Origin of the sequence: Aneurinibacillus sp. REN35 (assembly GCF_041379945.2) — a bacterium.
Lineage (GTDB): Bacteria > Bacillota > Bacilli > Aneurinibacillales > Aneurinibacillaceae > Aneurinibacillus.
In genome coordinates this window covers 104,485-125,353 of the sequence record NZ_JBFTXJ020000011.1, presented here as the reverse complement: position 1 = coordinate 125,353, position 20,869 = coordinate 104,485, and the positions used below count along the sequence as shown (strand labels likewise).

At 45.3% G+C, this 20,869-nt stretch carries 21 protein-coding genes and 1 pseudogene; 1 reads left to right on the top strand and 21 read right to left on the bottom strand.

From position 1 onward, the window contains the following. Positions 1-9: 9 nt before the first annotated feature. The 16 genes and pseudogenes from AB3351_RS18185 to AB3351_RS18110 all read right to left on the bottom strand — a co-directional run bounded on the left by AB3351_RS18185 (position 10) and on the right by AB3351_RS18110 (position 14,543). A complete protein-coding gene (locus AB3351_RS18185) occupies positions 10-1,317 on the bottom strand; it encodes an ABC transporter substrate-binding protein (RefSeq protein WP_371148571.1) in 1,308 nt (435 codons plus the stop codon). 61 nt (positions 1,318-1,378) lie between these two features. Then, positions 1,379-2,206, bottom strand: a complete 828-nt coding sequence (locus AB3351_RS18180) for a carbohydrate ABC transporter permease (protein ID WP_371148570.1) — start codon at positions 2,204-2,206, stop codon at positions 1,379-1,381. A gap of 24 nt (positions 2,207-2,230) precedes the next feature. Continuing rightward, positions 2,231-3,106: a carbohydrate ABC transporter permease gene (locus AB3351_RS18175; RefSeq protein WP_371148590.1), complete on the bottom strand. Its 876-nt coding sequence runs from the start codon at positions 3,104-3,106 to the stop codon at positions 2,231-2,233. Positions 3,107-3,189: 83 nt separating this feature from the next. Next, complete coding sequence (locus tag AB3351_RS18170) at positions 3,190-4,257, bottom strand: ABC transporter ATP-binding protein (RefSeq protein ID WP_371148569.1); 1,068 nt, start codon at positions 4,255-4,257, stop codon at positions 3,190-3,192. A gap of 16 nt (positions 4,258-4,273) precedes the next feature. Next, complete coding sequence (locus tag AB3351_RS18165) at positions 4,274-4,936, bottom strand: HAD family hydrolase (RefSeq protein ID WP_371148568.1); 663 nt, start codon at positions 4,934-4,936, stop codon at positions 4,274-4,276. Next, entirely contained in the window at positions 4,908-5,513 is a 606-nt protein-coding gene (locus tag AB3351_RS18160) for a glycerol-3-phosphate responsive antiterminator (RefSeq protein ID WP_371148567.1), read from the bottom strand. Before AB3351_RS18160 ends, AB3351_RS18165 begins: the two co-directional genes overlap by 29 nt. A 275-nt stretch (positions 5,514-5,788) precedes the next feature. Continuing rightward, on the bottom strand, positions 5,789-6,247 hold the full coding sequence (locus AB3351_RS18155; protein ID WP_371148566.1) for a hypothetical protein: 459 nt from the start codon (positions 6,245-6,247) through the stop codon (positions 5,789-5,791). Between the two features lie 135 nt (positions 6,248-6,382). Then, entirely contained in the window at positions 6,383-7,366 is a 984-nt protein-coding gene (msrB, locus tag AB3351_RS18150) for a peptide-methionine (R)-S-oxide reductase MsrB (RefSeq protein WP_371148565.1), read from the bottom strand. A 106-nt stretch (positions 7,367-7,472) separates the two neighbouring features. Continuing rightward, positions 7,473-7,873, bottom strand: a pseudogene (locus AB3351_RS18145) (secondary thiamine-phosphate synthase enzyme YjbQ). A gap of 112 nt (positions 7,874-7,985) precedes the next feature. Next, positions 7,986-8,330, bottom strand: a complete 345-nt coding sequence (qoxD, locus tag AB3351_RS18140; protein WP_371148564.1) for a cytochrome aa3 quinol oxidase subunit IV — start codon at positions 8,328-8,330, stop codon at positions 7,986-7,988. Between the two features lie 3 nt (positions 8,331-8,333). Further along, entirely contained in the window at positions 8,334-8,948 is a 615-nt protein-coding gene (qoxC, locus tag AB3351_RS18135; protein ID WP_371148563.1) for a cytochrome aa3 quinol oxidase subunit III, read from the bottom strand. Between the two features lie 2 nt (positions 8,949-8,950). After that, positions 8,951-10,873, bottom strand: a complete 1,923-nt coding sequence (qoxB, locus tag AB3351_RS18130; RefSeq protein WP_371148562.1) for a cytochrome aa3 quinol oxidase subunit I — start codon at positions 10,871-10,873, stop codon at positions 8,951-8,953. 33 nt (positions 10,874-10,906) lie between these two features. Next, positions 10,907-11,785, bottom strand: a complete 879-nt coding sequence (qoxA, locus tag AB3351_RS18125; protein WP_371148561.1) for a cytochrome aa3 quinol oxidase subunit II — start codon at positions 11,783-11,785, stop codon at positions 10,907-10,909. Positions 11,786-12,121: 336 nt separating this feature from the next. Then, entirely contained in the window at positions 12,122-12,967 is an 846-nt protein-coding gene (locus AB3351_RS18120; protein ID WP_371148560.1) for a DUF72 domain-containing protein, read from the bottom strand. Between the two features lie 9 nt (positions 12,968-12,976). Beyond that, positions 12,977-13,918: an SDR family NAD(P)-dependent oxidoreductase gene (locus tag AB3351_RS18115; protein ID WP_371148559.1), complete on the bottom strand. Its 942-nt coding sequence runs from the start codon at positions 13,916-13,918 to the stop codon at positions 12,977-12,979. A 55-nt stretch (positions 13,919-13,973) separates the two neighbouring features. Next, positions 13,974-14,543, bottom strand: coding sequence for a TetR/AcrR family transcriptional regulator (locus AB3351_RS18110; RefSeq protein WP_371148558.1), 570 nt, complete (start codon positions 14,541-14,543; stop codon positions 13,974-13,976). 276 nt (positions 14,544-14,819) lie between these two features. On the opposite strand from AB3351_RS18110, the gene pdxK reads away from it, so the two are divergent. Next, positions 14,820-15,674 carry a pyridoxine/pyridoxal/pyridoxamine kinase gene (pdxK, locus tag AB3351_RS18105; RefSeq protein ID WP_371148557.1) on the top strand — a complete coding sequence of 285 codons (855 nt, stop codon included), beginning with the start codon at positions 14,820-14,822 and terminating at the stop codon, positions 15,672-15,674. Between the two features lie 61 nt (positions 15,675-15,735). Here the strand turns inward: pdxK and AB3351_RS18100 are convergent, their stop codons facing one another. The 5 genes from AB3351_RS18100 to AB3351_RS18080 form a co-directional block, all read right to left on the bottom strand. Continuing rightward, complete coding sequence (locus AB3351_RS18100) at positions 15,736-16,131, bottom strand: hypothetical protein (RefSeq protein WP_371148556.1); 396 nt, start codon at positions 16,129-16,131, stop codon at positions 15,736-15,738. A 5-nt stretch (positions 16,132-16,136) separates the two neighbouring features. Beyond that, entirely contained in the window at positions 16,137-16,697 is a 561-nt protein-coding gene (locus AB3351_RS18095) for an NAD(P)H-dependent oxidoreductase (protein ID WP_371148555.1), read from the bottom strand. A gap of 178 nt (positions 16,698-16,875) precedes the next feature. After that, positions 16,876-17,340, bottom strand: coding sequence for a MarR family winged helix-turn-helix transcriptional regulator (locus AB3351_RS18090; protein ID WP_371148554.1), 465 nt, complete (start codon positions 17,338-17,340; stop codon positions 16,876-16,878). A gap of 161 nt (positions 17,341-17,501) precedes the next feature. Then, positions 17,502-19,166 (bottom strand): glutamine--tRNA ligase/YqeY domain fusion protein, encoded by a 1,665-nt coding sequence (locus AB3351_RS18085; RefSeq protein ID WP_371148553.1) that lies wholly within the window; start codon positions 19,164-19,166, stop codon positions 17,502-17,504. 220 nt (positions 19,167-19,386) lie between these two features. After that, entirely contained in the window at positions 19,387-20,802 is a 1,416-nt protein-coding gene (locus AB3351_RS18080) for an alanine/glycine:cation symporter family protein (RefSeq protein ID WP_371148589.1), read from the bottom strand. Positions 20,803-20,869: the final 67 nt, after the last annotated feature.

The following is a 20,869-nucleotide window of genomic DNA, read 5'->3' as shown; positions in this document are numbered from 1 at the left end:
CCTCCTTGGTTATTTCTTCAATGTTTTCTCTGCTTTCTTCTCCATGGCGGCAATTGCTTCATCCGGAGTAGCCTGACCGAGCATCACACGCTGCAGTTCCGCCATGATGACTTCCTGCATTTCCTTGTAGCCAGGTACCATTGGGCGGGCGGTTGCATATTCAAGCTGGTCAACCGCTACCTTCAGATTCGGTCTTTCCTTATATACATCCTGCATCTGCTTCGATGCTACCGCTTCACTCGTTGCTGGCATATACCCGGAAGCAAGCGACCAGTCAATTGTCTGCGGTGTATCTGTCATCCATTTCATGAATTCCCATGCAGCTTTCTTCTCTTCATCCGAAGACTTGGAGAGCATCACTAGATTCGCACCGCCAGTCGGTGCACCGTATGTCTTGCCAGCCGGCAGAAATGCCGTACCCACATCAAAAGAAGCGGTCGATTCAAGCGCTTTTAAATCACCTGTGGAAGTAAAGATCATCGCTACCTGACCGTTGAGGAAATCCTGCTTCGCTACATCCCACGCATTATATTTTTCCCCTGGAGGATTCTTCATAATGCCTTCCTTCACCATATTCGTCCATAGCTCAAGCGGTGCCTTGCCTGCTTCATTGTTTAAAGCAAGCTGCTTTCCGTCTTCACTAAGAATTTTTCCGCCGTTCTGGAAAACCAGTGCTTCATAGAACCAGATGTCAATCGGTGTGGAGAAGCCGTATGTTTTTGTTTTGCCGCCTTCTTTTTGCGTTAGCTTACGTGAATATTCAATAAGCTCATTCCATGTTTTCGGACCGGCCGGATCAAGCCCTGCCTTCTTGAGCAGATCACGGTTCACATATAAGAGCGGTGTGGAGCGATTAAACGGGACAGCATACAGCTTGTCTTTCCAATACGAGTTCCCCATAAGACCCGGAATGTATTTCTTCTCCATGTCTTTGGCATATGGGCCGAGATCTTCTAGTACTTTGGCATCCGCAAACGTACCAACAACGCCCGCTTCTACCATCGTTACATCAGGCTGGTTGCCAGCCGTTACCGCAGACAATACTTTCGCATGATTTTGATAATAGTCGCCCTGATAGGCCGGTTTTACGATGATATCTTTATGTGTCTCATTGAATTTCTTGGTCATCTCTTCAATTTTTTTCCCGTTGTTACCGCCGAGTGAATACCAGAAATCGATTTGGACCGGCTTGCCATCGGCTGCCGCCTGTGCTCCTTCCGCTGCCCCGCCCGTCTTAGCGGACTGGCTTGAACATCCGGTAACCAGTAATGATGCACTTAACAACATTGTCAATGAAGCAGTAACCCACCTTTTCATACCTGATCTTCCTCTCTCCTATATATTTTTTCGGAACATTGTTCCTGTAAAGCCTTTTTTCTTACTTAGATTGATAGACAAATGCGCTAATAATGTGCCGCTGAGCGAAGAAGAAGATCAACAAAATCGGGACAACTAGAATCATATTGCCTGCCATAATTACGTGCCACAGCATGTCACCCTCTGTTGATTTCATCATCGCCACCCCGATCGGCAGCGTACGGACCTGTTCATTATTCGTCATAATAAGCGGCCAGAAATAATCATTCCAATGATAGATAAAGCTAAAAAGACCAAATGTGACGAGAACCGGCTTAGCCATCGGCACCATTACTCTCCACATGATTCTCCACTCGCTGGCATTATCAAGTCGAGCCGCTTCAATCACCTCATCCGGCACCTGCATAAATGATTGCCTAAGCAGAAATATGCCAAAAGCGCTGGCTCCATAAGGCAAAATCAACGACCAGAGCGTGTTAACAAGATTCCATTCACTCATGAATACATAGATCGGTAGAAAGATCACTTGAGGCGGAATCATAAGTGCGACAAGCGTCAACCCGAACAGCATGTTCCGGCCTTTGAAATTATACCTGGCAAACGCATAAGCGGCCGGGACAGCCGTAAGCACCTGCAAAGCCAAAATGGCTACTGCAACGATCAGACTATTCACCAAATATGTAAGAAACGGACCTGATTGCCAGGCAATCGCAACGTTTTTGAATTGCCAGGACTCCGGCAGAAGAGCCGGGGGAAATTGAAACACTTCCGGCAGTGTCTTAAAAGCGGTCAGCGCCATCCATAGAAAGGGAAATACGAAGATAAGCGCGACGCTTAGCAGAAGCAGCCATTCGATTGTTTTATATACATAGAGACGAGCGGAATACATACATGCCCTCCTTATCTTCCGGTATTAACGGTAATGAACGCGCCGGGACATAAAAGCAAAATGAATGCATGTCAGCACACCGACAAGTATGAGCAGAATTACAGAGGCGGCAGAAGCAATACCTCCGTTGAAGAAATCCATACCTTGTTCATAAATATAGTAGACAAGCATATTTGTACTGTTAACAGGACCACCCTGCGTCATAATCGCAATCGTATCGAATACCTGGAAGGACGAGATCGTATTGATTACCAGCAGGAAAAAGATCGTTGGCGAAAGCATAGGAATCGTAATGTTGTACAATGTTTTAAGACGTGAAGCCCGGTCAAGTTCTGCTGCCTCATAAATATCACGCGGAATACTCTGCAGCCCAGCAATGAATACAATCGTATTGTAGCCTACAACTTTCCACACGCTGACCAGCACAAGGGAGAGCAGTGCGCTTTTCGTATCGCTCAACCACGTATACGCAGGCAATCCTACAGCTTCAAGAACCGCATTTAACAAGCCGTACTGCGGGTCCATCATCCACATCCATAACATTGATACAGACACAAGCGAGATGATATGCGGACTGAAGATTGTTCCCTGAATAATTCCATAGATTTTTGCCTTTCGATTCAGCCAAAGAGCCAGCAAAAAGGCAAGTCCGATGCCAAGCGCTACCGTAAGTACAGTAAAGATTCCCGTATTCAAGACCACCTGATAGAACTCTTGCTCCTTGAATAAGTCGGCGAAGTTAGCAAAACCTACCCACTCTTTTGCTTCGAGATTCAGCAGCGACCAATCATGGAAACTAAGGTAGATGACATAGCCAATCGGATAGAAGAAGAATAGAGCAAAAAATAGCAGGGCCGGTGCCACATAGACATAAGGCCGAATTTTTTCCCAACGCTCCATCATAGGTGCAGGCTGGCCGCTGGTCTGCGTATAGGAAGCGCTCAATCCTTCTATATCTGTTTTTGCCATTGCTTCATTCTGCATTATGCGATGCCTCCTACTACAGCATTGGCTATACCTCGTACCTTCTCACCAGCCAATTTTGCACCGGTTTTGCTATCAAAAAAGTATAAGTGCTTGGCATCTACCATTATTCGTACGTTCGTTCCGATTTCGATAATGCTCTCCGTACTGCCTTTGACAATAATCCGCCCGCAGCCCGTCTCGACATGATACAAAAGCTCAGAGCCAAGTATTTCTCTTGATGCAAGCGTACCGTCAAGCACAAGCCCGCCTCCTTTATCAGAAGAGATTCCCGTTTGCACATCGATATTTGCTTTCTCCGGACGAAATCCAATGACACAGGAAGAATGGTTAGCAGATGCGATTACATTCATGGGAGGAGATCCGATGAATTGAGCTACAAATAAATTCTCCGGCATGGAATATAGATCAATCGGAGAGGCAATCTGCTGGATCTTGCCCTGATTCATCACCACAATCTGGTCGCCCATCGTCATTGCTTCTACCTGATCATGTGTCACATAGACGAATGTTGTCCCCATCTGCTTATGCAGCGCTGTCAGCTCCACTCGCATCTGATTGCGCAGCTTTGCATCCAGATTAGACAACGGCTCGTCCATCAGAAATACTTTAGGCTTTTTCACCATGGCACGGGCTAGGGCTACCCGCTGCCGCTGGCCACCGGATAGTTGGGAAGGCTTGCGATATAAAAAGTCCGCCAGTCCAACTACCTCAGCGATTTCTTCTACCTGTTTTTTCGTTTCTGCACGGGATATGCCTCTGTTCCGAAGTCCAAAACCAATGTTGTCGAATACGTTCATGGTTGGATACAATGCGTAGTTCTGGAATACCATCGCCACATCTCTCTTTCCCGGCGGCAGATGGTTCACCTGCTCCCCTCCGATCCACAACTCTCCAGCGGTGATCGTTTCTAATCCGGCAATCATGCGCAGTGTCGTTGATTTACCACATCCGGACGGCCCGACGAGTACAGTAAATGAACCGTCTGGAATGGCTAAATCAAGACGTTCAATTACTGTTTGACTTTCATACTTTTTGCTAATTTGCTTTAACGTAACGTGTGCCATCTTATCCCCACTCCTCTCATTTCGTTTTTTGCAGCGTCAATTCGCTCACAAGGTCTTGGAAATTCAGAAAGTAATGGTCCGGACATATGGAAATATCATGAACGGCTTCATACCAATCAAGCAATACACTGCTTACGCCAGAAGCCTTGGCTGCAAGGACATCATATTTGCTATCACCAATCATCACCGTCTCAGCAGGCAATGCTCTAAGCTCTGCCATAGCCCGTAGTATTGGTTCTGCTGCAGGCTTTCCCGCGCTTACATCATCAATAGTCACAACCGAATCAAAGAAGGACTGAATCCCCGCAATCTGCAACCCGCGCATTGTAAAATCCCGCTGCTTATTCGTCACAACGCCGAGAGAATACCCCGCCTCTTTTAATGTATATAATCCTTCTTGAATACCTGGAAAAAGACGAATCGTACGATCATGATACGTATTCAGGTGCTCGAAATAATACTGAAACACCTGCTCTCTCGTATATCTTCCGCCCAGTGATACCTCGATTACTTCCACGAATTCATCGAACGATTCACCAAAGCGCATCATGATGGCTTCTCTTGTAAACTGACCCGGCACGTGTGCCTCTGCCGTAGCATATACTGCATCTACTACAGAATCACGGCTATCAAGCAGTGTTCCATCCAGATCAAACAGCAGGCAGCGGATAGCGTTCATTCTTCATCTTCTCCTTCCATAATCGGTGATTTCCCATAGATACAGCGATGGCTCCATAATGCAGCGCTTCATTCATCTGCTGCCGATTTGACAGCAATCCCCCGGCAATAATAGGTATGGAGAGCTGGCTGCGAAATTCCATAATGAATTCGGGCAGAAGCGCCGGCATAATCTCTATCGCATCCGGCTCTGTCTCCTGAACCGAGTTTTTGATTGAGATAATCGCATCACTATCAATCAAAAAGAAGCGTTGAACGGTCAGAAGCCCCTGCTTTTTCGCTTGCTTGATTAGACTGTTGCGGGTAGTCACAATGCCATCCGGCCTTACACATCTGGCTAGAAATGCAATACCATCCTTATCTTGGCTCATCCCACCGATCCTCTCCGGATGAACGAACACAGGAATTCCTTTCGCTTTATAAAGCTGTACGTAGCGCGCAATATTACCTACATTTCCAACCGACAGGACAACGGAACCTACATCGGCTTCAAGTGCTTTTTCAAGCAGTCTCTCATCTTTGATCGAAGCGATCTTTCTGCTGTTTGCAAGCTTTGTATAAAAGTCTGTACGATTCACAATGCGCTCCTCCTCAAACAAAAAAACCTTAAATAGAATTACAGCGTGCAAGCAGCATTCATATACCGCGCAAACGCAGTACACGAACGGCTATCTTGTAAGTTCTATTTGAGGTTTCTCCTAGACTCCAACCTTGTCGTATTCACTTGTTACTTATACAATACAGCCGCATTGTTATGGCAGAATAAATAAATTGTTAAAAAATTGTATGTTATTTGCAAAAAGGGCCAGCCTGCCGTTGAAATGCAGACTGACCTCGCTATCTTCTTGTATGTTTATCTGCTCACCGTCATTTCTGACTGACAATGTAACAGGCGATACGTAACTGCGCGAATTAAGCTGGGAAGTACGCCGAATGTATATGGCTTATATACCCGCTCCGTCCATTTATGTCCGTCTTTTCCATAGACACCAATGTTTACGGAGGCAATATTCAAGTCTCGAATATCATTCACAGGAACGGGATAGATCTGATGCCATTGAGGAAAATTCTTAATTAATGAAAGGATTTCTTCATCCGTTTCATGCAAAGATAGAAAGCTTCCATCCGCTAAATATGGAAAAAATTTTTTTAGGACAAAACGTTCTCCAGTCTTTTCTTCTACGGTCTCCAAAACTTCCTCGATGATGGCAAGCAGCTCACGATCCTTCTCTTTTTTCTTATTCAAATAATTATGTGGAAGGTAGGGAGGGGCATAGAAAATGATAATACGCGCTCTCTTATCAGGGTCCATATACGTCATTTTCTTGCATATAGGCCTGCAATATTTTTTTGCGTTGTGCAAATTTTCAGTGCATTCGCTAACTGTGTTTGCATAAAAAAAGCCACACCCCACAGGTGTGACCAACTATCCACAATATCGTATATATTATATCTTTTTATTTTCGTCAAATAGATGCAAGTATTGACCGTAGCCTTCTCGCTCCATCTCTTCTTTTGGAATAAAGCGCAATGATGCGGAATTGATACAGTAGCGCAATCCGGTTGGAGCCGGTCCGTCGTTAAATACATGGCCTAGATGCGAGTCTGATTCCTTGCTCCGCACTTCGGTACGAACCATGAAATGGCTATAATCTGACTTCTCTTCAATATCTTCTTCTACCAGCGGCTTCGTGAAGCTCGGCCAGCCACATCCAGAATCAAACTTATCAAGCGAGCTGAAAAGCGGCTTGCCTGAGATGATATCCACATAGAGCCCCTCCCGCTTATTATCCCAATATTCATTGCGGAACGGCGGCTCTGTGCCGTTATTCTGTGTTACTTCATATTGCATCGGAGTCAGTCGCTCCTTAAGCAGTGCTTTATTACGCGTCGGTCCCCACGCCTCTTCAATGAAGGCTTCACGGCCTGATCCTCTGCGGTACATCTTATAATGAAGCGGATTCTTCTTGTGATACCCTTGATGATAGTCTTCTGCCGAATAGAACGTGCTTGCAGGCAGAATTTTGGTTGCGATGGGCTTGGTGAAGCGTCCGCTGTCTGCCAGCGCTTTTTTCGATGCTTCCGCTGCCAGTCTCTGCTCTTCACTGTGATAAAAAATCACCGTTTGATACGACTGGCCTCGATCATGAAACTGGCCGCCGGGATCGGTCGGATCGATCTGCTGCCAGTAAATATCCAGCAGCTTTTCGTACGGAAATACGTCCGGATCAAATGTGATTTGTACCGCCTCATAATGCCCTGTCGTCTCCGAGCATACTTCTTCATAGGTGGGGTTTTCCTTATGGCCGCCTGTGTAGCCGGATACTACGCTTTCGATGCCCGGCATCTCTTCGAACGGGCTGACCATACACCAGAAGCAGCCTCCGGCAAATGTTGCAAGCTCCTGGCGCTTTCCTGTTGTGCTGTCCATACTCTCTATCACTCCATTCATGAATACTATGCTCGTTTGCCTCTCTCTTTATCATAAGCGAGTTTACACTTTTACAAAAGTACAGCGCCCGCTCCAATGCGCTCGCTTATCCTTTTTGAATGGCGACGTAGAATGTCCGCTGACGTGGGCCATCAAATTCGCAGAAATAAATCCCCTGCCACGTTCCCAATAAAAGCTTTCCATCCTTTACAAGAATAGATTGTGAAGCTCCTACCGTACTTGCTTTTAGGTGTGAAGCTGAATTTCCTTCGCCATGTCGGTATTTAGGATGTTCCACGGATAGACTTCATCTAGCCGCATTAGCATATCATGTACAACATCAGGGTCCGCATTTTCATTAATCGTAATACCACCTGTCGTATGCGGGCAATAGACAACGACGATCCCTTCCTTCAATCCCTCTTTTTCGATGGCCGCTTGTACCTTATCTGTAATTTCAACAAATTGATCACGTGCCTGCGTCTTAATCTCATATGTATATAGCATAGCCTTCACCTCATCTTTTATGGAGTGTCTCTTTATTTTTACCACAATTTACGATGAATGATTGAATACAAAAAAGCAGGCGCCGCATAACGGCAACCCGCTTTCTTATTTCTTAATACGCATGGTTCATCAATACATACCACATAACAAAGATGGAACCAAGCACAACCGTAAAGGCTACGAATATCCCGAAGTAGATCCCGCCTGTCTGGAAGATAGCCGATCTTGTCTCACGGATATGCATAAACATGTACAACTGTACAAATACTTGCAGAATCGCCAAGACGATGCTGATACCGATGGCAACATTTGTAGCTAATCCAGAGTTAAGTACAAACCAGATTGCCGCAAATGTTAGGACAAGAGACAGAACAAAGCCAACTACGTGTCCCCACGGAAACCCGTGATCCTCATGTTCCTCAGTATACGGTTCATTATTGTTAGTAGGAGAAGCCATCGATTACACCACCATTCCTGACAAGTATACGATCGTAAAGATGAAAATCCACATAACGTCCAGGAAGTGCCAGTACAGACCGATAATGAACGCCTTACGTGTCGTTTTCGGTGTCAATCCGCGCTGTGCCAATTGAATGATGATACTGATCATCCACAGAGAACCAAGCGTTACGTGCAAACCGTGTGTTCCTACTAATGCGAAGAAGGAGGAGAGAAACGCGCTTGTGCCCCATGTAGCTCCTTCATGATAGATATAAAGTAAGAACTCTTCAATCTCCATGTACAGGAAGCCAAGACCAAGAAGCAGCGTAATGATCAACCAGATGATCAGCGGTTTCGCTTTTCCGCGACGCATCTCATGAATGGCCAGCCCGCAAGTAAAACTACTGGTCAAAAGCAACATGGTTTGAATCATGAAACTCTTGAATTCAAAAATCTCTTGTGAAGTTGGTCCGCCCGCTGTACTTCCTTGAAGAATGATGTACATCGCAAACAGACACGAGAAGAGAACGAACTCGGCTCCAAGGAAAATCCAGAAGCCAAGAATATTCATTCTGCCTTCTTCCGTACCATATTCGAGGGGTCCCTTGTACCCTGGATCAACGTGTGCTGCCATCGTTATACCCCCTCTATCTTCTTAATTTCATCTGTGCTTACATAATAGCCATCATCGTAGTCAAACGATCTCCATGCCATGCAGAGCAGGACACCGATGAAGGCCGGAATGACCATCCAATACCATCCGAAGACAAATCCAAAGCCGAATACGAAGAAGATCTGTCCAAGAATGAACGGAACGCCAGAATTGCTCGGCATATGGACCTTCTCAAGCGGACCATCGATTACCTTCTCGCCACGCTTCTTCGCATACCATACTGGGTCAATTTCTTTCACCTCAGGAATACGAGAGAAGTTATAGTACGGAGCCGGAGACGGAATCGCCCACTCCAGTGTACGTGCATCCCATGGATCAGCTTCGTTCGTACGTGGCGCATAACGAATGCTCCAATAGATGTTGTAGCAGATAATCAAGAAGCCGACGCCTTGCATTAATGTACCCACCGTAGATGTCAGGTTCAGCAGTCCCCAATCAGGGTTGCTGTACATGTAAATACGGCGCGGCATTCCCATCAGACCAAGAATGTACTGCGGGAAGAATGTTACGTTAAATCCGATCATAAACCACCAGAAACCGTGTTTACCTTGGCGCTCATTAAGCTTGAAGCCGAAGATTTTTGGCCACCAGTAGTACATACCTGCGATCATACCGAACACAACGCCCCCGATCAGCACGTAGTGGAAGTGCGATACAAGGAAGTAGCTGTTGTGATATTGATAGTCAGCTGGAGCGGCTGCGAGCATAACGCCCGTTACACCACCGATTACGAAGTTCGGAATAAACGCAAGCGTCCACATCATCGGTACCGTGAAGCGAATGCGTCCCTTATACATCGTAGCCAGCCAGTTAAAGATCTTAACACCTGTCGGTATTGCGATCAGCATGGTTGAAACTGAGAAGAATGAGTTAACACCTGGCCCCGCACCCATCGTATAGAAGTGATGCGCCCATACGATAAAGCTCAGACCCGCGATGGCGACCATAGAAATAACCATCGCATTGTGACCAAACAGTCGTTTACGCGAGAACGTAGCTACGATCTCGGAGAATATACCAAACGCCGGGAGGATAACGATATATACCTCCGGGTGTCCCCACATCCAGAATAAGTTTACCCACATCATCGGCATACCGCCGCCATCTACCGTAAAGAAGTGTGTTCCAAACATACGGTCTAATGTAAGCAGTGCCAGAGCAACTGTCAGAATCGGGAACGCATAAACGATAATAACTGATGTAATTAATACGGACCAAGTGAACATCGGCATTTTTGCCAGTGTCATACCTGGAGCACGCAGTCGTAAGATCGTAACAATAAAGTTAATACCACTCGCTAAGGAACCGATACCCGAGAGCTGAAGCCCCCATAGATAATAGTTCTGCCCTACGCCCGGACTATGCTCAAGGCTTGCCAGCGGCGTATAGCTTGTCCATCCGGCATCCGGAGAACCACCAATAACGAATGAAAGGTTAAACAGCATTGCACCCGCAAAAAAGAGCCAGAAGCTCAGAGCATTCAACCATGGGAATGCAACGTCACGGGCTCCAATTTGGAGCGGCATTGCAATGTTGATCATACCAAAGATGAACGGCATCGCCATGAAGAGAATCATCAGCGTACCGTGTGTAGTAAAGATTTGGTTGTAGTGTTCTGATTCAAGGAACTTCATCTCTGGTGCGGCCAATTGGACACGCATCAGCAATCCGTCCACACCACCCCGGAACATCATCAAAAGGGCGGCGAGAATGTACATGATACCAATTTTTTTATGGTCAACGGTAGTAAGCCACTCTGTCCAGAGCCACTTCCACTTCTTAAAGTACGTTAGTACAGCTACGATCGCAATTGTGGCTAGCACAATGGAAGCATCCGCAGCGTAGATCATCGGGTCGCCTGTTACAAAAAATTCATCCCAACGCACTCTTCCTTCCTCCTTCCGTCACAGAGTTACCCTCTAGTGTTGTTCATGGCTATTTTCGCCAGATTTCTTACGATACTTGTGTACAGTTTCAATAATCGCGTCATCATGTGTACTAGAGAACGTCAAGCGTTCATCCAAAATACCCTTCTTGATGATTTCTTTGAATTTCTCATCAGTCAATTTGGGTGCTGTTGCTTTCGTTTCTTTTGCCCACTTCTCGAATTCTTCAGACTCCTGTGCAATGACTTGGAACTTCATGTGCGCGAATCCTTCACCCGTAAAGTTGGCACTCTTTCCTTCATACGTACCTGGCTCATCCGCTTGCAGCCAGAGATAACCCGTATGACCTGGCATCGTGTATTCCTGCCCGCCCAGTTTCGGAATCCAGAAGGAGTTCATATTCGCTGTAGCGTCAAGTTGGAAGTCGATTGGACGTCCAGTTGGAATGTGTAGATAGTTTACTGTCTCAATTCCCTGTTCAGGATATTTGAATATCCATTTCCAGTCTGCGGCAACTACCTGAACTTTTACCGGCTTTTTATCTTCCGGCGTTACAGGTTTTTTCTCCAACCCGTACGTAATTTGTACTGTAGGAATGGCAAGAGCAAGAACGATGATTACAGGAATAACCGTCCAGAGAATTTCTAGCTTCGTGTTTCCATGTGTGTCCGGCGGCTCATAATCCATATTATCCGGTCTTTCACGGTAACGAATTAAAATGATGGTAAACAGGACGAATACTACGATCAATACAAGCGATACCAATGCAAAAGACCAAAGAATCAAGTTATACTGGCTTTGTGCGACTGGACCCTTAGGGTCTAATACATCGACTTTTTCTGTACAACCAGTGAGCAATAGCAGCAAAAAAGGTAATAATGCACCTAATTTCACAAGACCTTTTTTAGTCATAACTGCTCCAGTTACCTCCCTTCTGTTCCCTTAAGACAGCTCCACATCCATATTTTTTCAAAAAAAAGTTCGCTATCTTATTCTCCTTATTCATGGTGGTTATAATATAAAAGTTCGGATGCGACGCCTATTATAGCAAAGTTACCGCAATTCGGTGACCTTGTAACAAAATCGACAAAAAAAGTTCACAAATTTTCTTCATAAATATTTCATAAATAGACTTTGAAAGTTTATTGTGCAATAAAAAGGAAGAAAGATACTCGCACAACTAAGTAAACGAGTTCTTTCTTCCTGATAATTTTGTTTGTTGTTCAATTACAAATCCCTTATCATTCATTAAAAAAGTTTGAGCTGGCGCGGTCCAAGTCCTTCGTATTCAATTCCCAGAAGTTCCATTAATTGTTTAGCATTATCTGCCGCATCCCCGCCGGAATTATTATTGAATACCACGCACACATCCTTCGATTTGGATGAAAGGTATAACAGCTTCTCCTTCCATTCGTACAGTTCTTCCTTATTATATCGGTATAAATAGCGGATATCGCGCCAATTCGGCTGTCCGCTGCTGTGCCAGCCTGATACATTGCGACCATGAAACCGCACAACGGTCAACGATGGGTGAGTAGGATGAAGAACCGTGGGAACAGAGCCCACACCGGCCTGCGGCTCATCACAGATGCTGTGAATCCAGCCATCCCGCTCCATAAAGGAAAGCGTCTGCTCTCTCATCCGAGGTGCAAACCAACTCTGATGGCGAAATTCAAGCGCAACCGGAATGTCTCCCATCTTCTCCTTCGTATAACGAAGAATACCAACATTCTTCTGTGTGCAGTCAAACCAGGGTGGATATTGAAATAACACCGCTGCAAGCTTACCTGCGTCGATGACAGGCTGAATCGATGACGTAAACGCAGCGAACATCTCTCCCATACTCTCAAACGGATTCTCTCCACGAAGATGTCCGGTCATACCCTGATAGGCTTTAATAAGGAAGCGGAAGCGCTCCGGCGTATCACGGACCCACTTCACATAATTTTTTACCGGCTGCACTGCATAGAACGAACTATCTACTTCCACCACAGGAAAGTATGAGCTATACACCTGGAGTTTATCTTGACTGGGAATTTTGTCGACATATAAATTATCATGATCTCCCCAGCCGGTCAAACCAATTAAAATCATAGTGTGCCTCTAAGCTCCTTTCATGCATGCTATCGTCTGCCGAATCCCCTCCTTATACGGAGTTTTAGGCAGCGGTCCAATATGTGCCTCATACTTGCTGCCGGATAAGACGACTGGCTCTTCCATTAAGTACATTAATTCCTTTATTTCCCGCATATCTTTGTTAAATAAACCAAGCAGCGTAATCATTCCCTTGCCAACCGTTCCTACCTTGCCGGTAAACTCTGTAAATTCTCTTGCGATCGCGATGATCTCCTTACCGGTAATGACCCCGTATCCTGGAATATTCCAATGCTGGCCGTACGCATCTTCCCGCTTTGCAAGCTCGATCAGCGCCTTTGCCCCGTCCGGTGTGAAAATATATTCCCGCTTGATCTCCTGCCCACCAACAAACATTGCCCGCTTGCCCTGCAGCATCGAATGAAACGTATAGTGCAAAACTGTATTGGGTGCATGCGGTCCATAAAAATCTGGGAAGTGGGCAACCAGTGACGGAACTCCCGTCTGATTTGCTTTCCATATCATATTTTCTAACGTAAGCCGAAACTTCCCTTTCCTTGTATGCGGCTGTTTTGGATACTCTTCGCCAATCGCTTGTTCGCTTCCTCTGCCGTATGCATAAATATTATCAACCATTACCAGCTTGGCACCAAGCTTTTCTGTCGCCGATAGCACATTCTCCATAATCATAGGATGTCCTGCTGTCCATTGAGAATACGGAATGTTAATCGTATGAAAAATAACATCCACGCCGCTGCCGGCTTCTATAATATTCGCAAGTAAGCGGGCATCTCCCTGTGCGATATGAATATTTTTGCACGTTCCAAAAAGCGCTTCAAGTTTGCTTTTTGTTCGGGCGAAGGCGATCGTTTCAACTCCCTGCGCAGCAAGCTCCTTCACCAGCGCATAGCCCATTCCGCCTGATGCTCCTAATACCATTGCTTTTTTCATGTTTTTCATTCTCTCCCTTTTTAATTGACCATTGTTCAATTTTATACAAAAAAATTTAGTGAAGAGCTTGTATTAAAAACTGTATATGTATCACAGCCGCCGGCTTTGCATCTTCAAATCTCATCTCTGTCTTATAATAGTGTGAAATAAAGCCATGCAAGGCAAGAAATACAGACCATATTTTTGCTGCATCAGCTTTTCTTCCGCTTAATTCATGCACCGCTCCGGCAAATTTCTCATAGCTTTGATACGGTTCCTGCTGCAGATAGCTTTTTACTTCCTCGTCTTTAATCAAAAACATAATTTCATAATGGCTTTGATGGGTAAGGCCAAACTCGATGAGCCCAAGCATGATGGCAGCAAGCTTCTCCTCTGCTGCAAGTTCTTGCTCCATAGTGGTATGAAACTTGACATCGAGTAATCTGAAGCCTTCGCGAACGAGCGCATAGAATAACTCTGCCTTATTCTTGAAATGATAATAGATCGAGCCGTGACTGTATCCAAGCTCTCGTCCAATCTGCCGCATTGATACATTCCGATACCCGTACGTGACAAAAAGCTCCCTAGCCGCATCTAAAATTCGTTCTCTTGTAAGCTCCTGATCGACTGCTTTTCTTGCTGCCAATGAAAACACCTCACCTCACATTAATTGACCGTTGTTCAATTAGTAACCAAATGATACCATATGCTTTTTTGCTTTGCAACAAGATAAGATTTCGAAAACATCTACTTGTCCCTCTTTTTGATTGTACTCTTCGTTCTGATTGTTATAATTAAGGATAGAAACCGCCTGTGGGAATGCGAATTATTTATTTATCAAATAGATGAGTAATCCTTCTTCGAGCCTCACAGAATAAAGGAACATACACTATGAATTCGCGGTTGCAAAGGGGATGAACATATGAGCATGTATAAAGCATTAACAATTGCGGGCTCAGATACAAGCGGCGGTGCCGGTATTCAAGCTGACCTGAAGACATTCCAGGAACGCGGGGTATACGGCATGACGGCGTTAACTGTTATCGTAGCCCAGGACCCACACAACGATTGGTTCCATAACGTATTTCCAATTGACGTACGTACGCTTGAAGCACAGTTGGAAACGGTTATGGCTGGTATTGGAGTAGATGCTGCCAAAACAGGAATGCTTGGCTCCATTGATATTATTGAGATGGCGGCAAGTAAAATCGAAAAATACAATATCAAAAACCTAGTTGTCGACCCGGTTATGGTGTGCAAAGGCGCTGATGAAGCCCTTCATCCGGAGACGAACGATTGCCTGCGTGACGTGCTTGTACCAAAGGCGCTTGTCGTAACACCAAACCTGTTTGAAGCTTCTCAATTAAGCGGACTTGGTCCGATTAAGACGGTCGATCAGATGAAAGAAGCAGCGGCAAAAATCCAGGAGCACGGCGCTAAATACGTTATTGTTAAAGGCGGCGGCAAACTGCAGCACGAAGCGGCAGTAGACGTTCTCTACGATGGAAAGAACTTCGAAATACTCGAATCTGAGCGCATCGGAACAACCTACACACATGGTGCAGGTTGCACATACTCTGCGGCCATTGCTGCCGAATTGGCAAAAGGCAAGTCTGCCCGCGAAGCGATTGATATCGCAAAAGCATTCATTACGGATGCCATTCGCCATTCCTTCCCGCTCAATAAGTATGTCGGCCCTACTCACCATGCTGCATACCGCTTGTTCGGCGCAGGAAGAGAGGAAAATCTTCAGGCAGAAGTCACAGCGACAAAATAATCGCAGCTCGCTATATAATAAAGTGAAGCCCTGACCATTATATTTCGGCCAGGGCTTTACTTTATTTTTCATCTCTTTTTCCTAAAGATCGCATCGCATTACGATAGTCATGATCTGACATGGTAGTGTCCGGCAGCTCTTCTTCGCTTTTGACTTCTTGCTGCTCATAAGATATCTGTCGTAGAGCCTGCCGATATTCATCATCTGGGCTTTTAGATATTCGCACGTTCTCTTTACCTTGTACTATAGTCGGCGGCTCTGCTTGCTGTATAATGTCCTGTTTTTCCTTCTTTTCGCGCGATGGGGAAGCAGCCGCTTCTTGTGAGTGATGCACCGGTTCGCTTGGTGAAGGAGCTGAAGATTCGTCCGGCATACGAGTTGACGCACGGATATTGAATATAATGAGAAACACAAGCGCAAGCAGCGCAAGCACACCCATAATAATTCCTGTCATCATTTTCCTTACCCTCTTACTTCCAGGCGGCCAGCCGCAAATTGTCCTGCTACATTCGCTACCCGTCTGCCTAATGCACGACCAAGTGCAAGGTCATTTTCATTTGGCATATTCGGTGGCGCATCCAAAGATTTCTCGACAGGACATGTGACTCCAACCCCATAGAACGAACCATACAAAGCATTCTCAGGAATATTGGCTGGAAGCCCTACAATAATCATACCCTGATGCAGCATGGGAGTAATAAGATTAAGCATCGTTGCCTCTAGGCCTCCGTGTAAAGACGCAGTTGTGCAGAATACGGCTCCGATTTTTCCTACGAGCTTACCCTGCGCCCACAAATAACCCAGCTTATCGATCCATGTCTTCAACCCGGAGCTGATGGTTCCAAAATGCCCTGGACACCCCCAGATAATTGCATCCATATCCACAAGATCGTATACATCCGCTTCATCAACATGGCGAAGAAATACCTCCGCTCCTTCTATGCTTTGCGCACCCTCAGCTATTGAAGATGCCACCGCTTGCGTATGCCCATTTTCGCTATCGTATACTATATAGACCTTCATCGTATCCCTCCTGTTTGTCTTATCATGCTCTGAAGCCCTTCTCTCTATCTTCAAAAATTTTTTATCGCGAAATATTAATTAAATAAACTAATTAATATTATAGACGGTACACCTGTACGTACGTCAATAGTCGAATACACGTAAATAATTTATTCATAAAAAATAGGGAAGAAGCGCGCTAACTTCTTTCCCCATCCTTTTTTCCATGCTCTTCTAAATGAGAAAGCATAATATAATAAATACGAATCAGTGTACGTATGTCTTCTTCTGACAGTGCTTCATAATATTTTTTCAGCCGCTTCCGTCTCTCGTCACTTAGTTCCTCAACTATGCGGCGTCCCTCTTCCGTAATATGCAAATACACAATGCGTCGGTCTTTATCTGATTTCTTCCGCTCAATGTAATTCAACGCCACAAGCTTATCAGCCAGCGTCGTAATGGAAGGCAGCGTGATTTCAAGTTCTTCTGCCAGCTCCGACACTTTCTTAGGACCGTTCTTATCTAAAATATTCATAATTAAGCTCTGTGAAGCAGAAATAACAGGACTGAGGCGCTTGGTTAAATCCAGCGTGATTTTCCTGCCTATTTTTTTGAATACATAATCCAATTCTTCTAAAAGTTCATTATCTTTTTTTTCTTCCATTATTATTGCACGCCCCCAAATTACATACTACAAATACATACGTAATAGCCTGGTAGTAGTTTCATCTTTTTATATAGTATACACGTAAATCATCTGCACAAGTTGGAAATATCGAGCACAAAAAAACAAGCCCTATGTATGATAAGGCTTGTCTGTATTAGTTACTTTGGAAGCTTAAACGAGCTTTTTAAGGAAACGATAAGATTAAATACGAGCTTCTCGTCTGTCGTATGCTTTGGATCAACATTGAAGTAGCCATGACGGAAAAACTGATACTTATCATGCGGCTTCGCATCCTTCATATTCGGCTCAACAAAGCCTTGGACAATCTCAAGGGAATTCGGATTGACATAGTCAAGGAATGTCTTGCCCTCCTCCTCTTCCCCTTCTTCATCAAGAATAAGCGGCTCATACAAGCGGAATTCGGCCGGCACAGCATTTGATGCTTCCACCCAATGAATCGTACCCTTCACTTTGCGACCCGTAAATCCAGATCCGCTTTTTGTCTCCGGATCATACGTACAATGAATCTCGACTACATTACCATCTTCATCTTTGATCACATCATTGCATTTGATAAAGTAGGCATGCTTTAAGCGCACTTCATTGCCTGGATAGAGGCGGTGGTACTTGCTTGGCGGCTCCTCCATGAAGTCGTCCTGCTCAATATAGATCTCGCGTGAAAATGGAATTTGACGCATGCCCATCTCTGGATTTTCCGGATTGATCTCTGCATCAAGCATTTCCACTTGCCCTTCCGGATAATTCGTAATAACAACCTTTAGCGGGCGCAGAACTCCCATCGTACGCGGTGCTTTCAGCTTAAGATCTTCACGAATGAAATGATCCAACATCTTCTCATCAACAAGGCTATTGCTTCTTGCTACACCAATCTCACGGCAGAATGTACGAATTGCCTCCGGTGTGAAGCCTCTTCTGCGCAGACCGGAGATGGTTGGCATACGCGGATCATCCCAGCCATCCACGAACTTCTCATCGACAAGCTGCTTGAGCTTTCGCTTGCTCATTACCGTATTGGTTACGTTTAAACGGGCAAATTCATATTGGCGCGGAACATTCTCCATCTCACATTCACGAATGACCCAATCATACAGCGGACGGTGGTCTTCGAATTCAAGCGTACAGATAGAGTGTGTAACGCCTTCAATGGCATCCTCAAGCGGGTGTGCGAAATCATACATCGGATAGATGCACCATGCATCTCCCGTATTATGGTGCGAAGAGTGCGAGATACGGTATAGGATCGGATCACGCATATTAATATTTGGCGAGCTCATATCAATTTTTGCGCGCAGTACTTTTTCTCCATCCTTGAATTCACCTTTACGCATGCGGTCGAACAAGTCAAGATTCTCTTCTACACTCCGATTGCGATACGGGCTTTCTTTTCCCGGCTCCGTCAGCGTACCGCGCATCTCCCGCATTTGCTCCGGTGTCAGGTCGCAGACGAACGCCTTCTGTTTTTTAATCAACAATACGGCCCGGTTGTACATCTCTTCGAAGTAATCAGAGGCAAAAAACAGACCATCCCATGTAAACCCAAGCCACTTGACGTCTTCCTTGATGGATTCAACATATTCGATATCTTCCTTAAGCGGATTCGTATCGTCAAAGCGGAGATTCGTTTTCCCCCCGAACTCGTCAGCCAGCTCGAAATTTAGACAAATCGACTTGGCATGCCCAATATGCAAATACCCATTCGGTTCTGGTGGAAAGCGAGTAACCACTTCCTTCACTTTGCCGGATTTTAGATCATCGATCACGATGCTTTTGATGAAGTTCGATGAACTTGGCTTATTTTCCAATGCAATCAACCTCTCTATATGAAATGAATAGTACGGCCAGACAGATATGTACCTTTCTTTGTTCTATAATATCGTCTGTGTATGGAGAGTTCAACATTACCAATCCTATCGGAGACTCTTTTCCTGATCTGCTACCTCTTTTATTACTTATTTGTTCGCTTTCTATACTCTTCCTCAGGCAGAAAAAAGCCTGCGCATATCCGCAGGCTTGCAATTCCTCTTACTTTTTGCTTTTTGAAGTATCCATTATCGCATCTGCCGCTCTTTCCGGCCAGCATTCTACATTCTGCAAACCGGGAATGCTTGATGTATAGAATACAGGGTCTTTTCCCTGCTTTTTCTGTTGCATATAATCCTGCAATGCTTTGAAAGAAATCTTACCTAAAAGGGCGATGGCTATTAAGTTCGTAATCGCCATGAGGGCCATGAACAAGTCAGCCATACTCCAAACGATCGAGATTTCCGCGAGCGAACCAAACATAACCATACCAATTACAGCTACGCGGTATACAAATAGCCATGTTTTGTTTGTGTTGATAAATTCGATATTGGTTTCGCCATAATAGTAATTCCCTACAACAGAGCTAAATGCAAATAAGAAGATCGCAACAGCAATGAAGCTGCCGGCCCAAGAGCCCACATGCGTGCTAAGAGCAGCTTGTACAATTGCAATTCCCTCTAATCCTTCTACCTTATAAGCATCGGATAATAAAACGATAAAAGCGGTCGCACTACAGATCAGCAGTGTATCTACAAATACGCCGAGTGATTGAATGAGCCCCTGCTTCGCCGGATGACTTACGGATGCGGTCGCTGCAGCATTCGGCGCGCTTCCCATTCCCGCTTCATTAGAGAATAGACCACGCTTAATTCCTTCCATCAAGGCCGCTCCTACCGCTCCACCAACTGCTTCCTTCAGACCGAAAGCACTGCTGAAGATGGTAGCGAAGACTTCTGGTACAAGTGTAATATTTGTAATTACTATGTAGAGCGCCAACAAAACATATCCGCCGGCCATGACCGGAACAATAACTTCAGCTACTTTCACAATGCGCTTAATTCCACCAAAAATTACAAATGCGGTCAGTACCGTAATAATCAAACCGACATACAACCGATTAAAGCCGTATGCGCTCTCTAAAGCAAGCGTAATGGTATTGGCCTGAACCGAGTTAAATACCAGACCAAAGCACAGCGTGATCAATACGGCAAACAAAACACCCATCCACCGCTGACGCAATGCTTTCTCCATATAATACGCCGGGCCTCCGCGAAAGCCGTCCTTATCCCCTACCTTATAAATCTGTGCAAGCGTCGCTTCCACAAACGCAGAGGCTGAGCCGATTAACGCAATGAGCCACATCCAAAACACGGCACCCGGGCCGCCAAGCGAGATGGCAAGCGCCACGCCCGCTAAGTTTCCTGTACCTACACGAGATGCGGTACTAATACAGAAGGCTCCAAAAGAAGATACCCCTTTTTTTCCTTTTGCAGTGTCTCCTACACCATCTCCTAGAAGACGGATCATCTCGCCAAACATCCTAAACTGGACAAAACCGGTTCGGAAAGTAAAGTATATTCCTAAGCCGATCAATAACACGATCAAAATATACGACCATAAAATATCATTGCTCATCGAGACGAATTTCTCAAATAATGCCAAGGTGTTTTCCCCTTTCTCATGGTGTAAACTCACAAATGCC